This window comes from Pseudomonas granadensis, from assembly GCF_900105485.1.
Taxonomy (GTDB): Bacteria; Pseudomonadota; Gammaproteobacteria; order Pseudomonadales; family Pseudomonadaceae; genus Aquipseudomonas; species Aquipseudomonas granadensis.
The window spans coordinates 4,214,475-4,233,717 of the sequence record NZ_LT629778.1 but is presented as its reverse complement, the minus strand read 5'-3'; the positions used below and the strand labels follow the sequence as shown (position 1 = coordinate 4,233,717).

At 57.8% G+C, this 19,243-nt stretch carries 10 protein-coding genes; 4 read left to right on the top strand and 6 right to left on the bottom strand.

Going from position 1 to position 19,243, the window contains the following annotated elements; genetic code table 11:
* The first annotated feature begins 90 nt into the window (after positions 1–90).
* From BLU52_RS18730 to BLU52_RS18715, 4 genes are read left to right on the top strand one after another with little or no spacing between them, the layout of a single operon-like run.
* Positions 91–3,708, top strand: a complete 3,618-nt coding sequence (locus BLU52_RS18730) for a Tc toxin subunit A (protein ID WP_090285699.1) — start codon at positions 91–93, stop codon at positions 3,706–3,708.
* Positions 3,698–7,804 carry a Tc toxin subunit A-related protein gene (locus tag BLU52_RS18725; protein WP_090285696.1) on the top strand — a complete coding sequence of 1,369 codons (4,107 nt, stop codon included), beginning with the start codon at positions 3,698–3,700 and terminating at the stop codon, positions 7,802–7,804. Before BLU52_RS18730 ends, BLU52_RS18725 begins: the two co-directional genes overlap by 11 nt.
* On the top strand, positions 7,801–11,535 hold the full coding sequence (locus BLU52_RS18720) for a hypothetical protein (protein WP_090285692.1): 3,735 nt from the start codon (positions 7,801–7,803) through the stop codon (positions 11,533–11,535). Before BLU52_RS18725 ends, BLU52_RS18720 begins: the two co-directional genes overlap by 4 nt.
* Complete coding sequence (locus BLU52_RS18715) at positions 11,516–12,457, top strand: hypothetical protein (protein WP_157720711.1); 942 nt, start codon at positions 11,516–11,518, stop codon at positions 12,455–12,457. The genes BLU52_RS18720 and BLU52_RS18715 overlap by 20 nt, the downstream gene beginning before the upstream one ends.
* Positions 12,458–12,506: 49 nt before the next feature.
* Here BLU52_RS18715 and BLU52_RS18710 read toward each other — a convergent pair whose 3' ends face one another.
* The 6 genes from BLU52_RS18710 to BLU52_RS18685 are packed head-to-tail and all read right to left on the bottom strand — an operon-like array spanning position 12,507 to position 19,226.
* Positions 12,507–13,838, bottom strand: a complete 1,332-nt coding sequence (locus tag BLU52_RS18710) for a DUF58 domain-containing protein (RefSeq protein WP_090285686.1) — start codon at positions 13,836–13,838, stop codon at positions 12,507–12,509.
* A complete protein-coding gene (locus BLU52_RS18705) occupies positions 13,835–14,836 on the bottom strand; it encodes an AAA family ATPase (protein WP_090285684.1) in 1,002 nt (333 codons plus the stop codon). The genes BLU52_RS18710 and BLU52_RS18705 overlap by 4 nt, the downstream gene beginning before the upstream one ends.
* Positions 14,833–15,996 carry a DUF4350 domain-containing protein gene (locus BLU52_RS18700; RefSeq protein ID WP_090285682.1) on the bottom strand — a complete coding sequence of 388 codons (1,164 nt, stop codon included), beginning with the start codon at positions 15,994–15,996 and terminating at the stop codon, positions 14,833–14,835. Before BLU52_RS18700 ends, BLU52_RS18705 begins: the two co-directional genes overlap by 4 nt.
* Positions 15,993–17,540 carry a DUF4129 domain-containing protein gene (locus BLU52_RS18695; protein WP_090285680.1) on the bottom strand — a complete coding sequence of 516 codons (1,548 nt, stop codon included), beginning with the start codon at positions 17,538–17,540 and terminating at the stop codon, positions 15,993–15,995. The genes BLU52_RS18700 and BLU52_RS18695 overlap by 4 nt, the downstream gene beginning before the upstream one ends.
* Positions 17,527–18,504, bottom strand: a complete 978-nt coding sequence (locus tag BLU52_RS18690; RefSeq protein ID WP_090285678.1) for a stage II sporulation protein M — start codon at positions 18,502–18,504, stop codon at positions 17,527–17,529. The genes BLU52_RS18695 and BLU52_RS18690 overlap by 14 nt, the downstream gene beginning before the upstream one ends.
* Entirely contained in the window at positions 18,501–19,226 is a 726-nt protein-coding gene (locus tag BLU52_RS18685; RefSeq protein ID WP_090285676.1) for an RDD family protein, read from the bottom strand. Before BLU52_RS18685 ends, BLU52_RS18690 begins: the two co-directional genes overlap by 4 nt.
* Between the last annotated feature and the right edge of the window lie 17 nt (positions 19,227–19,243).

Below are 19,243 nucleotides of genomic sequence, written 5' to 3'. Positions count from 1 at the left end.
CACGGCTGATGCTGCCAAATATTGGGCAGGAACAACGAAAACTCGACCGTTCGTTCACTTTGCATCCGTGTTTGCCCCAGGAGCGTCAGCATGACTCAGACTCCCGTTCAAATCGCTCAAAAGATGTTCACTGAAACGGTTCGCAAGCCCAAGCGTTCGTCTTCGACGGCACTGGCACGTTTTTTCGAGGCGGGAGGGTCGGTCGCCGTACTGGCGCACAAGGGCATCGACGGGTTGATACGCGATTATGCTCTGAACCGGCAAGAGGCCAGCGAGTTTCAGCAGCGTCTCAATGTCTTGTCGACGGTGGTGCTAAGGCACTTCATCGAACATCAATTGACCGGCAAGGACGCCAGGGACGTCGCGCGAGGGGGGCTCGACAACGGGCCGACTTACAGTTTGCTGTTCAAACCGAACTTCGAAACATTGTGCGTGCCGGGTGCAATCGAGGCCATTCACTCGCCTGTGGCGTATCTGACCGCCCTGTTTCATTGGGCATTGCACCGGCTCGGTGTGACAAACGGCGGATTTCCACTGAGTGACCGGCGCACGGATCTCGAAAGATTGAAGATCGATGTCAATGCTGTCCATGGCGTGGTGTCGTCGGTAGAAGTGATCAGTAACATCATGGAAAACTTCATTACCGACACGCTCGGAACCATTCACGATCTTGACAAGGCGCTTAGCGAGCAGGCTTTTCCCAGAGCGCTGCCCTTCCACTGGCCTTGGGTCACGCTTGATCAGGTGATGAACGGGCATGGCGAGTCGGTGGGCAATGTGGTGCGGCTGTGCGATTTGCAGTATCCGTACTTTCTTCGCTCGGCACCATGGAGTGCCAAGTCGGATGCGGCACTGATTCAGGCATCGCGACTGAGTCCTTCTCAGCGAATCCTGGTAACTGAAAGCGCCTATTTTCCGGACGGAGCTGCAGAGTTCTATCCGAAATATTTCGGTCTCCAGCCGGAGGATGTGGGCAATCTGGCGAATGTCAGCCTTTTCAACGAAAGAGCGAAGCTTGATACCGCGAGTCTTGAGGCACTGCTTTCATTAGAGGGTTTCTCAACCTCGCTGTCTGCAAATGCATCGGGCTATGGCGACGGCGACACCCTGGTGAACGGCAAGGATTTCGGATCGGTTTTCATTCATGAGGCAAAGGATCCACCCATTACCATCCGTAACTCTGACACAGGAGATTTCCTCAATTGCTTCGTGGACATGACCGACGACCGCTTTGACCGCGTCAATCGAATACTGCGACTCAATGACTGGTTGGGGCTGGAGCACCATGAAACCGATCAACTCATCGTCGCGGCAATGCTCGCCGAACATCCGTCGCCCGCCCCGACTCGCTACTGGATAACGCCAAACACCCTACGGGCCCTTGGCCTGTTCCAGCAGTTGCGCGAAGGGTACGGCTGTACAGCAGAGGAATGCGCCGTATTCATTGCGCAGATTTCTGTTTTCGGACGGGGCACGGAACGTTCGCAATACGACCGGATTTTCAATGGCACTTCTTTCAATACGCGTCCGTTGGTGCTTGATGATCGAGCTGTTCCGATCATCCCGGTGACTGCTGAAGATCTGCTCACGGTCAATCAGTTATGCGCGGGTCTGGGCATTGATTTGCAAGCTTATTTTTATATTGCCAATCTGGTCGCTGCCGCTCATGGCCTGACTCGTCTCAAGCTCAGCCTGCCGATTGTTTCCAGTTTTTATCGCTTGGTCAGACTGCCCCGTTTACTCGGCATCACATCAATCGAGGCGATCCTGTTACTGAACCTGATGGGAGGTCAGGCATGGGTAGACGCGTTGGCCGGCGTGCCACAGATCAACAGCCAACAATTGGTGGATACCCCGGACGTACTCAGCGTGATCCACGCATTGATGGACTGCGTGCAATGGGCTTACACCGCTCAGTTACCCGTAGACTGGGTGGTGCAACAGGCAACGGCCTGGCCACCGGCACAACCTGATGCCAGGCAACTCACACTGTTCGATCAATGGCGTCGCCAGGCCCCTGCGGTTCTGATGACGGAAGACATGCTGAAACTGGCTGGCGCCGCTCCCTTGTCCAATAATCGTCAGTGGTTGCGTGCGCTGGTGGCGTTGGTGGACGAATACGGGCTGATTCGTGATTTCGTTGAATCAGCGGATAAAAACTATGAAGCCCATGCCCGGGAAATGACGGGACGGGCCGTGGTGCAGGAGACGGGTAGCCTCGATATCGCGCTGGTCGAGCTGATTGTGGCGGTGCTGTTACGTTGCCGCGCCGGTCAGAATATTGTCGTGCAGGAGAAGTTGGCCGCGTATAGCGGTCTGAAGCCTGATCTGGTTCTGCAAGTGCTTGGCTGGGCCGGCGCGAATGTGCATTACGTATTGGCTCAAGTGCTCGCAACGCCGCAGGACGCTAACGACAGCAGTATTGTCCGGCGGCGGGAGGAGCCGCCGAGTGATCCTGTTCTGCAGATGTTGGCCGAGTTCTCACGACGCAGCGCCGCGGTCGCAATGCTGGAACTGAGCGGTGAATTCCTGACTTACTTCATCACGATCGGATACAGCCAATGGTTCGGTGAAAAACAAGTCGCTGCGTTTGACCTTTCATCGCTTTACTACCTGACGATCTACAAGCGTGCCCTGGCCATGAGCAGTCAGCCTGAAGCCAGGCTGATTGACTATCTGCGCCGAATCAACGCGCTGCCAGCCCAACTGGGAAATCACGGTCTTGAGCTGGTTCAGGCGCGGGCGGCAAAGTGGTTGGCCGAACTGTTCAATTGGAGCGTAAGTGAAGTGCAGGCCTGCGCCACACATGTGAACCCGTCAAAAGGCCTGATCGTAAACATGCCACAGTTGGATGTGCTGACGCGCGTGTGCTTGCTTGCCAAAAAAACCGGTCAGAATGCCAAGACCCTTCTCGAACTCGGGACGTTGCCTGCCGACAGCGAATACGCTCTCTACGCCCAAGTGGCAGACCGCGTCAGAAGCAGCCTGACGAACGTTGTCGAGCCGCCTTATGAAGCCGGCATCAGGCCCGTCGACGTGGATGTAGTCGTCGGTTGGACTACCGTTCCTGATCCCGTCAAATTGATCGCCAACAAACCTGATGAATCGGCAGAATTTACCGTGACGGTAAATAATCGCCTGGGCGCTCCGCGAGTGAACGTCAATGTTCATTGCGCGAGCGCGCTGGGCCGGTTTGAGCCTTCAATGGTCACTACGGACAGCACCGGCACGGCAAAGGTGAAGTTTTTCCCGGATGGCCGCATGGGCACCGTAACTCCCACTTACAGACTCGACCTGGATGACGAGATGGCTGCGCCGAACATCGAGATCGGTCCGGATTTGGGCACACTTCAGGTAAAACCCGAGAACTCTTTACCTTCACCCGCAGGTACGGTGCTGGTCGGTACTGCGGTGACCTGCCGCGCCGTTGTTCGAGACAACTACGACAACCCCATATCCGGCGCCTCGCTGATTTGGACATTTGAACCGTTGATCATGCTTGAGACCAAAACCATCTCGGACAGTCGAGGGTATACCGAGGTGACATTCACCAGTACCGAGGCGGCCAAGGTCAAGGTCAAGGCGACGGCAGGAAATCTGTCTGCCGCCACGTTCCGGGATGTGACGTTTGTCGAAACCCTTCCTTCGCGCCGGCGAGTGTCCGACACGCAAACAACAACAGTGACGGGAGATGGTTATGCTCAATGAACAATCGGGTCAACTGTCTGCCCTGCGCCGCGATGCGTTGATTGATTTTTGCCTTCACGCAAAGCATTCCAAGGCGGATCTGCCGTTACCGATGAAAATTCAGTCGGCGGACGATTTATGGGAGTGGTTGCGCTCCGATCCGCTGAACAGCGCTGAGATTGAAACCTCCAGGGTGGCGGAAGCAGTGAGCTGCCTGCAGGCTTACCTTCATGCGGTGTTCCAGAAGCTCGAGCCTGGTTTCGACGAACGCGAATTTGATCCCGATCTGCTGGAGGAGTGGGACATTGCCGGCAGTTACGGTCCCTGGTCGGCCAGCATGCTGCTGCGGTGCACACCGGAGGATTACATCACGCCTTATGTGCGCATCCGTAAATCCGAGTTGTTCAAGGCACTTGAGAGCCACGTGAACCAGGCATCGATCACCGACGGTTCGGTGCTCAAAGGCGTGCAACGCTACCTGCGCAGCTTTGAAGAAACCTGCAACCTGAACGTTTTGACCGGTTACCTGGACGGTGCAAATCCGCTGAAAACTCGCTACTACCTGGTGGGCAGGCAGCGCGTTGCACCTTATGGCTGGTTCTGGCGCGAGGCGAGAATCGAACTTGCGGTCGACTCGCCTTCTGTCAATCCGACCGCGTGGCGAGAGTGGAAAGCGGTCGATATTCCCACCGATGTGAGTGTGCTGGACTGTCGAATGGTCTATTGGGAGGGGCGGCCGTGCATGGTCTGGGTTCAGTGGCGAGCGGGTGTTTTCGATAACGCTGGTCAGTTGCAAACTCTCCATGAGCTGGAGGTCATGGTGGCGTTCATAGCACTGGACGATAGCTGGTCGCCGCCCATTCGTTTGCATCTGCTCCAGACGGATCTGGACGTTTCAAAGGGTTGTCGGCTGGTGGCGGTCGTACTGCGCGATGAAATCGATGCCCTGTACCCCAAAGGTCGGCTGGCCGTGCATTTGACCAATGCGCAGCCCGGTACCAGTTTACCCTCGCGGCAATCTGTCGCGATTTATGAAACCCGTGATTCGCTGTTTCGCAAAGTAAAGGACGAAACCGCTGTCATGGATTACTTGGCCAATCATCTGTTTGTCGATTCCCGCACGCTTCAGCAAAAAATGCAGCCCACGCTTTTCCCTTCCGTTGACAGCCAGATTACACAAGTCGGCACGTTGGCAGAGTACCTGGGCATCAAGGCTTATATCGTTCGCAATGCCACGGACTCTTCGCTTTGGGTCCAGGGCTTTTGCGCCCATGTGTCGCGTGTCGGCGCCAAGGATGTGGAATTCACGCTGGACATTCAAAATGATACCGGTGATGACCCAGAGCCCCTCGTTGCCGATTACCCGAGCAAAGGAGGATGGGCAACCCAATGGCAGGAAATCAAAAGACCGGCGTTCACCAACAACACGATTACCGTGAAACTGACAGGTACTAACAGCGGAGAGGGCTTCGGTGAGCGAACCATCACCCTGACGGTGCCTGCTGCGCTTGGAAGTCATGGGTCTCTACCGTTTATTCATGACACCGATGCGCAGGGCGCTCAGTTTCTGGCATTCAATCAACCAGCGAATGTACTGAAGCTGAAATACGTTCGGCTCAATACGTTGATCAGTCACGATCTGGTACTGCGCGCCAGCAAGTCGATCGGGGCATTGCTGGATCGGGCGACACAGTTCCCGCAAGAACCTCCTTTGCCAGACAAAGAGACCGAACCGAATGGCCCGTTCGACAGCGCCAACGGCCTGTTTTTCTGGGAGTTGTTTTTTCATCTGGCGCACTTGATTGCCGCCCGCTTGCGTGACGAAAACCGCTTTGAACAAGCCCAGCGCTGGCTGCATTACATATTCGATCCGAGGTCTCCAGCCAAACCGGCGCAGGGTGATATTCCTGCGGGACCTGCCTACTGGCAATGCCGGCCGTTGGATACCCCAACGCCCGATATCGCTTATGAAGTCTTCGCGCCGACAGATCCGGATGCCATTGCCTATTCCTCACCCCGGCACTACCAGATTGTTATTTTCCTCGAGTATGTGAGCAACATCATGGCTTGGGGCGACTGGCTTTTTCGTCAGATGACCCAAGACTCATTGACAGTTGCCAAGCTGCAGTATGTCCGGGCCAAATCGCTGATGGGGCCAAAACCGGATACGCGCAGTATCAATCTCTGGACACCGCAAAAACTCGGTGAACTTGTCAAAGAGATGGAGACGCGGCCCGCTCTGGCAGAGTTTGAAAAGACATTGCTGCTGCAAGCTGAGGAGTTGCCTGTCAGTGCCCCGCGCGCTCCGCATCCGGGCGCGTATGGCACGAGTTCTTTCAAAATACCGCTAAGTCCCCGACTGCTGACCTTCTTTCGACTGCCCGATGAGCGGATCGATAACATCCGCCATGGCAGGACAATCGACGGAAAACGTGCTGCGATTCCTCTTTTCTCCGCCATGGACCCAATGGCTTTGCTGAACCGATTGGCCGCTGGCAATGCCGGGCCGGTGCGACCCATGGGCGGACAATTGAGGGTAGCGGCGTTTCGCTGGCCTGTATTGTTCGATTGCGCGTTGCAGATGGTGCAGCACTTGCGTGATCTGGCTGGCGAGGTGCTGCGCCTGCTCGAGCAACAGGACCGTGTCGAGCAGGAAGAAATGCAACAGCGTCATCTCACCGAACTGGGCGACTTCGCCCGTCGGGCGCAGGAGGAATCCATCGCACGTGAAGTCGAAAGTCTGACGGCACTGCAACACAGCAGAGGCATGGCAGAAGAACGTGAGCAGCATTACGCCGATCTGTACGACAACCACATTTCGCCTGATGAATTAAAAGTCATGGACCATGTGGAAGCGGCCGCAGGCCTCGTCTCCTGGGCCACCGGTTTCAGGATGGGGGGGGCGGTCATCCATGCGTTTCCCAATATCTTCGGTACCGCCAATGGCGGTCAACAGCCGGGATATCTGCTCGATGCCGTGGGGTTCGGCTTCCAGATCGAAGCCGATGTGTTACAGGCCAAAGCCGACAAGACGGCCATCTCCGAAAGTTACCGTCGCCGTCGGCATGAATGGCTTTTGATGCGAAATCAGGCCGTTGCGGAAAAAAACGCGATCAGTGCCCAGATCGCCGCCCAGGAGCGGGCCATCAATGCGGCAAGGATTAACCTGGAACATACCCTCGCGGCCAACGCTCAGACGTTGAAGTTGTTTGAGTTCTTGCAATCGCGCGCGACCAATCTGGAGTTGTATCAGTGGTTGATGGGGCAGCTGCAGACCTTGCATTTTCAGGCATATGACGCTGCTGTGGCAGTCTGCCTGAGCGCTCAGGCAGCCTTACGCGCGGAAACCTGCGAGTTCGATGCCTTTGCGCTGAATATTGATGTGTGGCGCGACCAGCGTCGCGGATTGACGGCTGGCGATGCATTGCATGCCGGTTTGTTACGCATGCGTTCGGAGTATCTGCAACACCATGAGCGGCGCCAGGAAATCGTCAAGACGGTTTCGTTGCAACAGCTTTTCGACGACCCGGCAACCCGGCAAAACGGCTTTGTTGACTGGGCGGATGCGCTCGATCACTTGGTGACGACGGGTGCACTGGATTTCGAATTGACTCAACTGCTGTTCGATCGTGATTACCACGACCACTATTGCCGACAGATCGTTCGCATTGAAGTCACGCTGCCGGTACTCACCGGCCCCTTTGAAAATGTCGTGGCAAATCTGCTGCAGGTCGGCAGCTACATCGCCACAAAACCGTCCTTCGAATCGGTGGAGTATCTGCATTCCGCAGAAGGGGTGGCGCCTGCCGATGTGCTGATCAATCTAAGCAGTGGGCAACAGGTTTGCCTGTCCACCGGACTGGATGATACCGGTGTGATTTCTCTCAGGCCTGACGAAGGCATGACCCTGCCATACGAAAATACCGGCGCCGTGTCGCGCTGGCAGATCGGGTTTCCCTGGCCTCTGAAGCAAGAACCGGTGCTTTTGTCGCTGACCGACATTGTGATCAAGATCCATTACACGGCCAAGGTTGGGGATCTGGCTTTTTCCAGAAAGGTTCAGGAGCTGGTGAATCAGGCGGATGGGAAGATCCAGGCGAAGGAGAAGCAATCATGAGCATGAGAGCGATCGACACGGATCACAATTTCGTGAAAAACCACGATATGCAGCAAGGCTATGAGCATTGGGACGATGTGAGCAATCCGGGGGGCGTCGGCATCAGGGATGACCGCTGGGGTGACAACATGGTATCGATCATGACGCTTACCAATGCGGCGGCGGTTCGTCAAATGATGTTCGTGCCGATCGAGCAGCAAGCTGATGCCCGTTATCACTTACGTTTTCTCTACGAAAACACCTACCCGTCATCAGCCGGCCAAGTGGTGGTCAACAAAAAAGGCAGTACTGAAAAGCTCGATATCGAATTACCGGCGAAGACTGGACTGGACAACGCCGATCCGTTGACCGTTGATCTGCTCGAGAGGCAAGTAGAACTGCCGGAGACGTTGGGCCTGCAAGCCGGCGATGAGCTTGTGATCAATTTGATCAGCCCGAAAAAAATCGCGGGCGACGGCGCTTCTGCGGAAATTCGCCTGACCGGGTTCTTCCTGAATCTGCATCTGCCTGCATTGGCGCTGGACGCCGTTGTCATTGATGACCGCCACTTCGTGTCAGGAAGTGTTTTTCCTGTTTGCCTTGGAGCCACCGGGAATCAAAGGCATACGCTGGGTTTCGAGGTGAAGCCCGTAAGCCTTTGGCATGATGCGAGCCTGTGGTTTGTGGACAATCCGTTGGACGCAATCACCAGTGAGCCAGTGATGGGTAAAAGCCAGCCGATCGATCGGCCCTGGTGGCTGGATTGTCCGGATTTGCCAGGTGATGAGCCTCGCGAACTGGAGGCGATGATCTACAGCAAGTACTCGGCGCCACCTTGCCCGCTGCGGGTTTCCTGGGGGCATCATCGGCTGGAGCTGATCGCCCTCAAGGAAGCGCAGACGTACCCGGTCATTGAGTATGCCCAATCGGTCGAGCTGCAAGTTCAAGTTCGGTCTTTTTACACCCAGGCACCGGTAGCACGAGAAGTCTGCTGGAGTACCGGGGATGAGAAGAATACGATCCTGCACCGAGTGTCTACCGATGCTCACGGTCGAGCGTCCTTCCAATACACGCCAACGGACGCAAACGTGAGCGAGATTACGGCTTCCGTTACCAGTCTTCTGTCCGAAAAGGGTGAAGCCACGCTTACCTTCAAGGTGCGGGCGTTTGATATCGATCCGTTCAAAACTTTGCGGGCCCGGTTTGATAACGGATCACCCGTTATCTGGGGAGAAAAACTCCGCTACCCGGAGCGAGGAGAGCCATTCCTCGTCAATCTGGACATTCCTGCAGGCCATCCTCTAAACGATGCTGACTTTTCCCTGGTCTGGGGAGAGGGCGATTTGCCAACGGATCTGGGAGCGAGCTGTCAACCTGCCTTCGGGGACCCAGCAGCGGTCGCCGGCAATACGGTGCTCTGGACGGCAAATTTCGAGGACAAACGCGACGGTTTTTTCCACTGGGTCCTGGGTTGTTCCAGGTTGCAGCATGCATCGCCCGGCAATGCCCTGTCCTTGGCGTACAACAGAGTCCAGATCGGTAAGACCTGGGGGCCAAACAAGTCGCCGGTCAAGGATGAAGACGACGTCGTCACTTGCATGGTGCAGGTGCAACGGCGCGATGGGCAGCCTGTCAGCAACGTAGACGTCGGGTTTGAGACGCCGACCGGTACGGTCAGATCCCTCACTGGCATGAATGGCTGGGCGAGTGTGGATCATCAGCCAGACATTGCCAGTGATTACGTGATTACCGCGCGGGTTCAGCGTCACGAGGGTGCGCCTGTGGCGGAACATTTCTTTACCGTCAAGGCGTTGCCAACCAGTGCCTGGAAAGACCAAGTCGTCTTCTCTCTGGACGAGAAGCCGCTTGATAGGGCGCTGCTGGGTGTGATCTGTCGACGAGGAAGGACATATAGACTGCGCATCGATCCCGTTGCAGGCAGCGGCTTTATCAACCAATTGATCGCATTGGATTGGGGCCCGCAAGTGGACCCTTTGCCAGGGTTCACAATGAATCCGTTACCCGGTGTAACCCGATCAATGGATGCCAGCGGCCTCGAATGGATAATCGGCTCGGGCACCGATATCAGTGGACTGTCGAGTCTGATGTTCACCAGTTCGCATGTGCCGGAAACACGTGAATTCCCTCTGCGGTTGCTGGGTGACAATCTCGCAACAGAAACCCGGGTGATGCTTGATCATGTTTCGGCCGTACCGGATACCGGCACGCTTTACCCCTGCCTTTGGGCCAGCCACCAATGTGCACTTATGCCATACGGGGTCAGTGCGTTGCACGGATTGGCGGTGAAGACCGCCATCGCACCGATGCCACCCGGGTTGGAGATCGTTCCCCCGCTGACCATCGATATTGTCATGACGGCAGGTGGGGCGCGCAGGGAGCTGAATTTTGCCGATAGCTCGGAAGATGCAGAGATGACGTTGACCGAGACCGTCATGATCGGTGACGAGCAGCTGACGGCGCGTACTCAATTGAAGCTGGGCCACAATAAAATCAAAGTGGTTGCTGCACGCGGGCCGGCCATTGATCCGATATTGGACAAGGGCCAGCGTGCACGCGTGCAAGCGCGCTTCTACTCGGCTTTTGAAAATCGACCGGTTGAGTCTGCGCAGGTTGGATGGCAGGTCGGGAATGCAGATCCGGTCAATTCGCCGACCGGTTCAAATGGCTGGTCAGTGTATGACGCACCGGCGCAAACCGCGCCTACCAGTGACGTATGTGCGACTGTGCTCAACCTTTATGATCAAACAACAGCGGAACAGCATTTTAAACTCAAGACCTTGTCGACCGACCCATGGACTAGTCTGCGGCTGACCACTGCTTCGTCCGATCAGCTTTGGGCGCAACGCGCTCTTTTCCCGAGGCGCGGCGAGAGCTTCAGCTTTTGTCTTCGGGCCGACGACAATAATCCGTTGCGCCATCAAACGCTGGCAGTTGGCCTGAGTCATCCAGACCCAAGCGAGCTCGAGCTTGAGTTCGTCGAGCAATTGGGTGAGTTTCGCGATTGGACGAGCGAGGGACTGGAGTGCTCGTTCAGCGCGGGCGATGTCAAGGACGGCAGCGTGGCTGTCCGATTGGCTGCCAGTCGCTTGCTGGAATTGTCTCCTCCCCAGCCCATGTCATTGGGCTCTCACGCCATTGCCGCGAACATCACAGCGAGTTCCGGTGTGCTTCAGATAGTCCAGTGGGGCGAGCCTGTTGTTTGCGAGTTGGGGGTGACGAGTGCCTTGACTGGCCGGGCTATGGCAAATGCGCAGGTCAAGTGGGAACGAGGGGAGCATGAGCCGGTGGTTACGAACACCGGTTTTCGTGGCTCGACGTGGTTCAGCTTCATACCCGACTTCCCCGGTCCAGGCGCAGTTCGTGCTTCGGTAGTGGGCGGCGCTGATTCGGCGTATGTCGGCTTTCATTATTCGATGGATGAGCCTCGCAGCATTGACGCCTTTTCCTCCGACGTATCAGAGGGTTCTCCGGGACAGCCCGTCAAGGCTCAGATTCTTGTGGTGTCAGCCCGTAGCGGCAAGCCTTTGCAAGACGTTGGAGTCGAGTGGGCGTTCCCTCATCTTTCGATTCCTGCCTCTCGAACGGATGCTGCAGGAATAGCGATAGCAGAGTTCAGGTTGCCTGCAATTAATCGTGCGGTGCTTCGCGCAACGGTTACTGGCGGCCTGGTTGGGTGGGTAAGCAAACAACTTGAGTTTAAGGGAGTGCCAAATGTCCAAGGTAATTGTTAATTCTCAAACCTGGCTACAAAACTTCAGACCTTATGTGAATGGAGAGCGTGTGAGATGGCCAGACCTGCAATTGAATATGGCGGCAGGGCAGAGCGTCGAACTGACGCTGGAGTTTGAATATAGTTACATGATTGGCGACCCGGACTCCGGGCTCAGGTTGTGTTGCGAACCGATGGCGGGAGAAGTGGGCTTGGTGTGTAATCCTCCCTTTGAACAGCTGGTAGAAATGGCAGAGGGCCTGATCTCGCTGACCTGGACTCTCACGGCCAACGCGGACTCAACAGGATTGTTTGGATTGCATTTCGAAATGCCCTTATACGACGGGATGCCTTCTTCGCCGCCTGTTCCAGGAGAAGTTCTCAACTACGCGCTGGAATTGGAAATCAAGTTCGACGAATCTCAGATGAGACTTGGATCACATGCCTATCCCTGTCATGGTGCTGAGCATACTTTTACTGTGCTGCCGAAACTGGGCAGTCAGTTGCTGAATAAGAATATTGCACTTGTAACGGAAGGAGGACAGCTAGGGGTTGAGTTTACACCGTCGTTGACAACCCCTCAGCTGTTAGGTCCGGGCGGGGTCTCTTGGAAACTGGATTGTCGTAAAACTACTACAAACGGAGGTTTCTCTCTGGCGCTGAACGCGGAAAACGTGACCTCTGCGCCGTTGTTTATGTCCTTGGACCATAATTTGGTAAGTGTTGAACGTTGGCGCACGGATCATTCGCAATGGCCAGAATGGACGCCGTATACCGTGTCACACATTCGCGCCAAATCGGTATACCTGGGATCAGTCGCACCTGGGGTAAGAGTGATTATCAATAACGGCGTACGGTTCGATATAACGAACTCGCAGGGAGAATTCAGCGAAAGAGAAGCTTCTTTGACGATTCTTAATCGCTATAACAATATCATTGTTTGATCTTGTAAAGCCGATTAGCGTCTTTTCTATCGAAGGGACGCCTAATAACTTATAAAATTCCCGCCTTTTTCCATGCGAGATACAGATTCACCACCTCAGGTCCCAATTCCTTGGGTTGAATTTGCACGACTGTAGCCTCTTGACTGTTCAGGTGCTCATGCATTTCGGCCTGCGCATTCAAATATTCCACCGCTCCGCAATAAGTCAGCGCGTCCGTCAAGGTCTGCACTGGCATGTGTCGAAGGCTGTGGAGCTTTTCCTCCCTCAAACTCGCCACCAGTACTCGATGTCGCTGGCCCAAATGCTTGACGGCGGTGAGCAGATCTCCATCGTCCTCGTCCCGCAGATTGGTCACCAGCACCACCAGCGACCGACGCTTTTGGCGGCCCAGCAGTTGATTGGCGGCAGCCTGAAAATCGGCAGGACGCTGAGTGCTCTCAAGGTCATAAACTGCATTGAGCAAAACATTCAGTTGGCCGCTACCTTTGACCGGTGCCAGATAACGCGGCTGTTCGCTGGCAAACGTGCTCAACCCCACCGCATCACCCTGACGCAACGCCACATAACTGAGCAGCAGACAGGCGTTTAACGCATGGTCGAAATGCGACAGTTCACCGTCCTGACTGCGCATGCGCCGCCCGCAATCGAGCATGAAAATGATTTGCTGGTCACGTTCGTCCTGATATTCGCGAGCGATCGGCGTGCGTTGGCGGGCGGTGGCTTTCCAGTCGATCTGGCGCAGGCTGTCGCCTTCACGGAATTCGCGTAACTGATGAAATTCCAGGCCCTGGCCGCGGCGTTGCCGTTGGCGCACGCCGAGCTGGCTGAGCCAGTTGTCCACGGCCAGCAGCTCGCCACCGTATAGCCGGGCGAAGTCGGGGTAGACGCGGGTCTGGTCGCTGACGTCGAGCAGGCGCTTGCCTGACCATAATCCAAAGGGACTCGGCAGATTGATTTCGCAGTGTTCAAAATTGAAATGCCCGCGCTTCAACGGACGCAGGCGATAGCTGATCTGGCTGAACTGGCCGGGTTGCAGTTCAATCGACAGCGGCAGATTGTCGAAGCTCAGGCCATCCGGGACATGGTCGAAGAGGTTAATGCTCAGCGGCGCGCCGAAGTCATGTTCAACCTTGAGCGGTACTTCGGCCCAGCGCCCGAGGGCGAGACTCCCCGGCATCTGCCTGCTGATCCGTACCTGCGGCAGCCGCTTGAGGCGCAGCGCATCCAGTAATGCCAAAGCCAGCAGCGCCAGCAGCAAGCCCCAGTTGATCGATATCAGGCTGGCCGGGATTGCCAATTCCAGAGCCTGCAGAGTGCCCAGAGCGATGCCAATCACCAGCAGCGCCGCCACCCAGCCCAGCAACAGTCGTGACGGTTTCACAGGCGCGGCGCCGGCACTTGGTCGAGCAATTGCGTCAGCACCTGATCGACCTGCAGGCCTTCGATATCCAGCTCCGGCGCAAGGCGCACGCGATGGCGCAGCACAGCCAGGGCACAGCCTTTGATGTCATCAGGAATCACGAACTCGCCACCGCGTAACAGGGCGCGTGCGCGGGCGCAACGTACCAGCGCAATCGACGCGCGCGGCCCGGCGCCGAGGGTCAGCCCCGGCCAGGTGCGCGTGCTGCGCGCCAGTCGCACGGCGTAGTCAAGAACCTGATCGTCCAGCGGCAGATCACTGGCGATGCGCTGCAAGGCTTGCACATCCTTGGCCTGCAACACGGTGCGCAGCGGTTGCACGTCGAGCATGTCGGCGCGGGTCGAGCGGCTGACCTGACGGACCATGTCCAGTTCCTGCTCGGCGTCGGGATAGTCCATGCGTACCTTGAGCATGAACCGGTCGAGTTCGGCTTCCGGCAGGGGATAGGTGCCTTCCTGCTCAATCGGGTTTTGCGTGGCCAACACCATGAACGGTTGCGCAATCGGCAGGGCACGACCTTCAAGGGTGACTTGCCGTTCCTGCATCGCTTCGAGCAGCGCCGCCTGGGTTTTCGCCGGGGCACGGTTGATCTCGTCGGCCAGCAACAGATTTGTGAACAGCGGGCCCTTGCGCAGCTTGAACTGCTCGGTTTGCAGGTCGTACACGGCATGGCCGGTAACGTCGCTGGGCATCAGGTCGGGGGTGAATTGAATGCGCGCGAACTCGCCGCCGAAGCAGCGGGCCAGAGCGCGCACCAGCAGGGTTTTGCCCAGCCCCGGCACACCTTCGAGCAAGACATGGCCGCCGGCAATCAGCGCCGTCAGCACGTCGTCGATCACCTGATGCTGACCGATCAGCGCTTTGCGCAATTCGCCGCGCACCGCTTGTGCCAACTGGCTGGCGCGCTGGCGTTGCTGCGCGGCGTGGCTGGCGCTGCCGGGCTCGATCTGTTCAGTCATAGCGTGTTCCTCAAGGTTTGCAGGTGGGCGACCTGGCGGCAGAACTCAGCGCTGGACAGGCGCCGCTTCGGCACCGGGCTCAGGGCCTGGCTGATGGCACGGGTGGGTTGCCGGGTCAGGCGCGACAAGGCCAGCCATTGTTCAGCAACGTTCAATTGGTCGAAGCCGGGATGGCGGCGGCGCGCGCGGCGCAGCACGTCTTGTTGCAAGGCTTGCAGCAGCGCCTGCTGGCCGTTGTGGCGCAGCAGGAAATCGGCACTGGCGCGCAAATGCTCCTGCAACTGTCGACGCCCGCTCGAGGCTGGCGCCTGAACCGGGCCATGACGCATGCCGACGTGCCATAACCACAGGACGATCAAGACGAGCAGGGCGACGAGTGCTTGCGGAAAGAAGCGCCAAAGCAAGGTCAGCAAACCGTCGTGTTCGCTGTTGTAGGCCAGCGTGACGTCGGTGTCGGCGCTCAGATACCAGAGCAGCCAGGCGTTGTCGTAATCGGCGATGGCATCGGTTTTCCACAGCTCGGCGTCGGTTACCACGGTGATCGAGCCGAGGCCGTGAGGCAATTGCATCATGTGCGTAGCCTTGGCGCTGTTGGCCCAGGCTTGCGCGAGATTTTTCGGATCGTCGAGGTGGAAGTCGGTATCGAAGCTGGCGTAGGCCGGTGCGTCTTCGTCTTCAAGATAGAGTTTGGTCAGGTGCGGGAAACGGTCGGGTTCAACGTCTGCGGGTACGTCTTTCAGATCCTTGCTGAGGGACTGATGCAATTGCACCCGATCGAGCAGCAGGTCGTTGCTCTGTTTGCTCTGTTCGTCCCACAGCGATTCGGCGACGAACACCAGGCGCCCGCCGGCGCGGGTCCAGTTCAATACCTGATCGACCTGACGCGGCGTCATCCGCGAGCGATCGTTGAGCAACAGCAGCGTATGTTGGTGCGGGTCGATGTCGGGAAGTACGGCGAGGCTTTCAGCGTGGCTGATATTGAGGCCACGTTCACGCAAAAACAGTTCGGCCGCGAGATACGGATTGGCTTGCGCAGCGGGCGAGGGGCCGTGATCGATCTCTTCCTGATACGGCGTGGCTTTGATGTACAGAAAAACGACCAACGCGCTCAGTAAAGCGACGAGCAGGACGCCTACCCAGCCCAATGTGCGGCGACTCAACGGGCCGTCTCCTTGCCGAACAGGGCGCGCCAGCCATCGCACAATTCCTGCCGCGCAGACGCTGTCGGCACCCGATGTCCGTAAGCCATGTTCTGCCAGTGAGCAGTCAGGCTGCGGCTGAAGGCGAGCAATTGCGGACGCTGCAATTGCTCGACTTGCGCCAGTACCTGATTTTCGGTGTCGGCGGCTTTCAGTTGCAGATCAAAGTCGTGTAGCAAATGACTGAGCAAGCCGCGATAAAGCAGGCTCAACGCGGCGCGCGGTTGGCTGTGCCAGAGTTGTTCGGCGCTGGCGGCGATATCGTCGGGCAGACTGTCGCGGTGCACATCCAGACCGAAGGCCTGCTGTGGCACTGTGCGTTTGGGCCTGGCTGGCAGGCGCGGGCGATGGCTGACGAAAGCTTGCAGAAAGTCGCGATAGCGCCAGACCAGCCAACTGATCAGCGCAATGACCGTGGCCCATAACAACACCTCAATGAGTTTTGCCAAACCATTAAGGTGCTGCCCGTCGAGCCAGCCCAGCAGGGTTTTCAGCCACTGCGGTGCCTCGCCGAATTCCGAGCCTTTGGCCGGTGCCGCCGGGTCGTTGCCGAAGCGATAGCGGGTGACGGATTCCTTGTGCTTGAACGGCGGTTGTTCGAGTAATGTCTTGATGCTTTCTTGCGAGGCCTGACTGGTCAGCGGCTGATTCAACAGGCGTGGAGCCTGCGGATCGTCATCCGGCGCGGCAGCCCAGACTGGCGGCACATTCGGCAATACCAGACACACCGCCAACAACAGCCCCAACACCGAATGGCTCAGCCGCTGACGCAGGCGGCGAAATACCAGTTCGATATCCCACGCCTCCAGTTGCGTGCGCCGGTTCAGGTACAGGCTGAAGCCGCACGCGACATACACCGGCCCCCACACCACCAGTATCAGTGCATAGAATGCATTGGTCAGGTGTTCCAGCCAGCGCCATTGATGATCCGCTGCAAGGATCAGCGCCTGCCAGTCCCAATCGGTTTCTATCTGCTGCGGCAGCAACAGATAGAACAGCACCATCAGGCCGATCCACAACGCCGTTTCCAGATGCATGCCAATGATCGTCAGCCATTGCGCGGCGCCGGCGTTGCGTTGCAGCAGCACTTGCAGGCGTTGTTGGCGGGCGCTGCCGTCGAGGCCTTCGAGTTGCAGCACCGGCAGCAGGAAACTGCGGCTCAGACTCAGTCGACGCCAGGTCAGGCTGGCCAGCAGTTGCGGCTTGAGCAGGCGCGGCCATTCACGCAACGCCTGGCGCAGCGTCGGCGTTTCGCCGAACAGCGCTTTGGAAAGGATGTACAGCGGCAATCTTTCGTAGGCGGGCTTCAGCCACCAGAAGATGAACACTGCCAGCGATGGCGAATCCCACAGCAACAGGCTGAGCAGGACGAACAGCGGCAACGTGATGATCGCCCAACTGGTCATCAGCAAACGCCGATGCTGCTGACTCATGAGCACGCCCAGGTCCATGGCTTCCCACGTGGGGCGAGGGCGGATTTCAACGGTGGCGTCACTCAGGCGCATGGCGTGTCCTTCCGGCAAACAACAGGTAGATCGCGACCAATGCCCACAGCCCGGCACCGACCAGATATTTGGTCGACGGCGTGACGCTGGTTTTAGAAGACCAATAGGCTTCGATGAAGGCTGCGATCAACAGGAACAGCATCACGCCGCACACCAACAACACGCTTTTGCGCGCCGCGCGTTGCAGCGCTTCGCCGCGACTCAGGCGCCCAGGGGCGATCAAGGCCCAGCCGAGTCGCAGGCCCGCCGCGCCAGCCAGGGCAATGGCGGTGAGTTCGAAAGCACCGTGGGCGATGACGAACGACCAGAAGGTCTGGCCGTAACCGATGTCGCTCAGGTGCCCGGCCACCGCCCCGATGACCATGCCATTATAGAAGAGGAAAAACGCACTCCCCACGCCGAGAAACAGACCGCTGGCGAAGGTCTGAAAGGCAATGCCGATGTTGTGCATCACGTAATAACCGAACATCACCCAGTCTTCGCTGGCCGCGCGTTCCACGGGGCGGCCGAGGTGACCGGCGACCGGATCGTACATGCCTTGCATTTCGCGCACCTGATCGGCGGGAATCAGGCTGTAGATCAACTCTGGAAACGCATAAACCAGCACACCGACGGCGATCAGACTGCCGAAAAACAGCAGGCCGGCAGCCAGTACGAAGCGCCATTCTGCACGCACCAGTCGCGGAAAATCGGCAAGGACAAAGCTCAGCAGATTGGCGCCGAGATGGCTGCGATGGCGGTAGAGCTGTTGATGCCCGCGCAGGACTTGCTGCTGCAACGAGTCGATGAGAAAGCTGCTGTAGCCGCGCTCTTGCGCCAGCGCCAAATGTTGGCAAAGCCTGCGGTAGGCCCTGGGGAAACCGCTGACTTGCGTGGTGTCCTTGCCATGCTCGAGGCGTTCGAGTGCCATGGCAAAACGCTCCCACTCGCCCTTGTGGCGGTTTTCGAAAAGGCTTTGCTTCATGTCGGGCCCAACAAGCCACGGGCGATGCCGTTGAGTTCGGCGACGGCTTTGGGGGCGGAAATACGCAGTGGCTGCGCCAATAGTGCGGCAAGTTCGTTGACCCGCGCCGGCGACAGATCGTTCTGGCGTTCGGCAAAGGACAACACCGCGCGTTGTTCCTTGAGATTCAGCGGTACGGGTGTGCGCCGCGGTTCGGCTTCGGGCAGTTGCGGCCGGGTCAGTGGGCGTTCGCTGTAAACCACCAGCGTGCCGGCGGCGATATCGCCGAGGCGTTTGAAAGTGGGGTGATGCAGGCAACTCAAGGTGCCGAGGAAATAACCGAACGGCAGCAGATCGACAAAGCGCAGCAGATTGCGCAGCAGCGAGGCCGACCAGCCCACCGGTGTGCCGTCGTCGTGCACCACGCGCAGGCCCACCCATTGCTTGCCGGGAGAGCGGCCTTGTCGCAGCACTTCGAACAGCACCATGTACCACCAACTGATCGCAAACAGCAGCAGCGAACCGAGGCCTATGCCGAGCTTGCCGAGAAACGCCAATGCGATGAACAACACGCCCATGATCACCCCGCGCAAAGCCAGATCAATGGCGAAGGCCACCGCGCGCACCGGCAACCCGGCCGGGCGCAAGGGCAGGTCGATACCCTCCGGCGTTTCGACCTGATGCCGCGTATCCAGCGGTGGGGCCAGCGGTGCTTTCCTTGGCGGTGCTGTGGGCTCGAGCATGGGCTACCTGATGTTCG

Bases quoted from the DNA above. Each gene is read 5' to 3' on its own strand.
- BLU52_RS18730 (WP_090285699.1), top strand. From the start codon at position 91: ATGACTCAGACTCCCGTTCAAATCGCTCAAAAGATGTTCACTGAAACG.
- BLU52_RS18725 (WP_090285696.1), top strand. From the start codon at position 3,698: ATGCTCAATGAACAATCGGGTCAACTGTCTGCCCTGCGCCGCGATGCG.
- BLU52_RS18720 (WP_090285692.1), top strand. From the start codon at position 7,801: ATGAGCATGAGAGCGATCGACACGGATCACAATTTCGTGAAAAACCAC.
- BLU52_RS18715 (WP_157720711.1), top strand. From the start codon at position 11,516: ATGTCCAAGGTAATTGTTAATTCTCAAACCTGGCTACAAAACTTCAGA.
- BLU52_RS18705 (WP_090285684.1), bottom strand. From the start codon at position 14,836: ATGACTGAACAGATCGAGCCCGGCAGCGCCAGCCACGCCGCGCAGCAA.
- BLU52_RS18695 (WP_090285680.1), bottom strand. From the start codon at position 17,540: ATGCGCCTGAGTGACGCCACCGTTGAAATCCGCCCTCGCCCCACGTGG.
- BLU52_RS18690 (WP_090285678.1), bottom strand. From the start codon at position 18,504: ATGAAGCAAAGCCTTTTCGAAAACCGCCACAAGGGCGAGTGGGAGCGT.
- BLU52_RS18685 (WP_090285676.1), bottom strand. From the start codon at position 19,226: ATGCTCGAGCCCACAGCACCGCCAAGGAAAGCACCGCTGGCCCCACCG.